The sequence below is a fragment of the Streptomyces sp. FH025 genome (assembly GCF_017427025.1).
Lineage (GTDB): Bacteria > Actinomycetota > Actinomycetes > Streptomycetales > Streptomycetaceae > Kitasatospora.
This window is the reverse complement of the sequence record NZ_JAFLNG010000869.1, coordinates 1-2,793: the sequence shown is the minus strand read 5'-3', so window position 1 is coordinate 2,793 and position 2,793 is coordinate 1. Positions and strand designations below refer to the sequence as shown.

The following is a 2,793-nucleotide window of genomic DNA, read 5'->3' as shown; positions in this document are numbered from 1 at the left end:
CCGACACCCCCGAGTCCTGCGACGACCAGCTCGGCCGGCTCCTGCTGCGGATCGAGCAGTTGGAGACCCGCTTCGCCGACGCCGACCCGGCGCTCGGCGAGCAGCTCGCCGACCGGCGCACCGAGATCCACGACGCGCTCACCGCCCGCCGCCAGCACCTGCTGGAGGAACGGGCCCGCCGCGCCGACCGGCTGGCCACCTCCGCCGAGCGCATCCTCGACACCCTGCACCGGCGGCTGGCCGCCCTCGGCACCGCCGCCGAGATCGACGCCGCCCTGGCCGCCGACCCGACCGCCGTCAAACTCCGCGACCTCGCACGCCAGTTGACCGAGCTCGGCGACCGGGTCCGGGCCGAGGAGCTGACCGGACGGCTGCGCGCCGCCCGCAGCCGCGCCCACCGGGCGCTGCGCGACCGCGCCGAACTCGCCGGGGACGGCCCCGGCACCCTACGGCTGGGCCGCCACCTGTTCGCGGTCACCACCCAGCGACCCGAGCTCACCCTGCTCCCCTGGCGCGGCCGCCCCGCCTTCACCCTCACCGGCACCGACTACCGCTCCCCCGTCACCGACCCGGCCTTCGCCGCCACCGAACGCTACTGGGCGCGCCCCCTGCCCTCGGAGACGCCCGGGCTGTACCGGGCCGAGTACCTGGCGGCCAGCCTGCTGCTCGCGGCCGAGCCGGGCGCGCTGTCGGCGGACGGCGATCTGCTGGAGTACGTCCGGCGGGCCGCCGAGCAGCGCCCGGACGAGGGCTACCAGCGCGGGGTGCACGACCACGACGCGGCGCTGGTGCTCCGAGCGCTGCTCGAACTCGGCGCGGAGGCCGGCCTGTTGCGCCACCCGGCGACCGCCCGGGCGGCGGCCCAGCTGTACTGGGCGCACGGCACGGACCCTCGCCAGCGGCTGGTCTGGCACACCCGGGCCCGCTCGCTCGGGCTCGCCCGGCAGGCGTACGGCGGCGCCCTGTCGGCACTGGACGCGCTGGCGGCCGAACTCTCGGAGGCCGTGGCGGAGTTCGTACCGGGAGCGACGGGAGCCGGGGAGTACCTGGTGGCCGAACTGGCCACCGGTGAGCCCTCCTTCGCCTTCTCGGCGGGCGCCGGCACGCTGCTCGACAAGTTCCACGCCGCGCCCGAGTCGGCGGGCCTGACGGAGGCGCTCGCCGCACTGCCGGAGGAGCCCTCGCTGCTGCCCGTACGGCGCCAACTCGCGGACGCCTGGCTGGAGTCGGCCGCGCCCGACGCCGACCGGGGCGACCTCGCGGAGGCCGCCGCCGTCCTGCTCTGCCCGTCACTGCCGCGCCGGCCGGCCGAGGGGGCGGTCGGCACCCGGCTGACCGGGCTGCTCGGCGACCACCCCCGGCTGGCGGGCGGCGAACTCGACCTTCGGCTCGACGAACTGCTCTCCACGGTCCGGGAGTTCGAGGCCGTCGAGGTGCCCGGCTACCGCGCCTACCAGCGACTGCGCAGCGAGCTGCTGGCCGCCGAGCACGCCCGACTGCGGCTGGACCAGTACCGGCCCGCGGCGCTGGGCGGCTTCGTCCGCAACCGGCTGATCGACCAGGTGTACCTGCCGCTGGTCGGCGACAACCTCGCCAAGCAGCTCGGCACGGTCGGCTCCGCCGGGCCGGTGGACCGCAGCGGCCTGCTGCTCCTGGTCTCCCCGCCCGGCTACGGCAAGACCACCCTGGTCGAGTACCTCGCCGAGCGGCTCGGCCTGCTGCTGGTCAGCGTCAGCGGCCCGGCGCTCGGCCACCACGTCACCTCGCTGGACCCCGCCGAGGCCCCCGACGCCACCGCCCGGCGCGAGGTCGAGAAGCTCAACTTCGCCCTGCACGCGGGCGACAACGTGCTGCTCCACCTGGACGACGTGCAGCACACCTCGCCCGAGTTCCTCCAGCGCTTCATCCCGCTGTGCGACGCCCAGCGCCGGATCGACGGCGTCTGGGACGGCGAGGCCCGCGAGTGGGACCTCCGCGGCAAGCGCTTCGCGGTGGTGATGGCCGCCAACCCGTACACCGAGTCCGGCCGGCTCTTCCGGCTGCCCGACATGCTCGCCAACCGCGCCGACGTGTGGAACCTCGGCGACGCCGTCGCCGGGCGCGAGGACCTGTTCGCGCTCAGCTTCGTCGAGAACGCCCTGCCCGCCAGCCCGCACCTGGCCCCGCTCGCCACCGCCGACCGCGCCGACCTGGACACCCTGCTCGCCCGTGCCTCCGGCACCCCGGGCGGCGGAGGGCCCGGGTGGCGGCCGCGGCGGCTTCGGCGAGCGAGGTGGTCGAGTGGGTGTGCAGGTCGGCGGCGGCGAGTTCCTCGGCGCGGGCGCAGCGGGCGATGTGGTCGTGGGCGCTCTCCAGGGCGGTGCGCTGCTGGACGAGCAGGTCGAGGATCTCGGCCTGGGTGCGTTCGCGCTGCTGCTCGACGGCCTGGCGTTCGGCGGTGGTCTGGAGCATGCGGCGCAGTCCGCCGCGCAGGCCCGGTTCGGCGGCCGGGGGCGTTTCGTAGCGGGCGGTCAGGGCGTCGACGTACTGGCGGTGGTGGGCGGCGCGTTCGCGGGCGGCGGCCATGTCGGCACGGGCCTCGGCGAGGGCCGTACGGGCCCGGGGGATGCGCTGGGTCGCGGCCTGGTGGGCGGCTTCGGCGGCGAGGGTGGCGGTTGCGGCGGTGACGGCGGCCGTGGTGGCCTCGGTGTGGAGGGCCTCGGCGGCCGTCACCCGCTGCTCGGCGCGGGCGACGGCGGCGTGCAGGGCGTCGATGCGCTCCCGGCCGTGTCCTGACGCGGTGTCCGCCAGGGC

At 76.8% G+C, this 2,793-nt stretch carries 1 protein-coding gene; it reads left to right on the top strand.

Annotation, left to right across the window (positions count from 1 at the left end; translation table 11 throughout):
- Nucleotides 1-2,666, top strand: a 2,666-nt coding sequence (locus tag J0670_RS34980) for an AAA family ATPase (protein ID WP_243437965.1), incomplete at its 5' end; no start/stop codon positions are given.
- Nucleotides 2,667-2,793 lie beyond the last annotated feature (127 nt).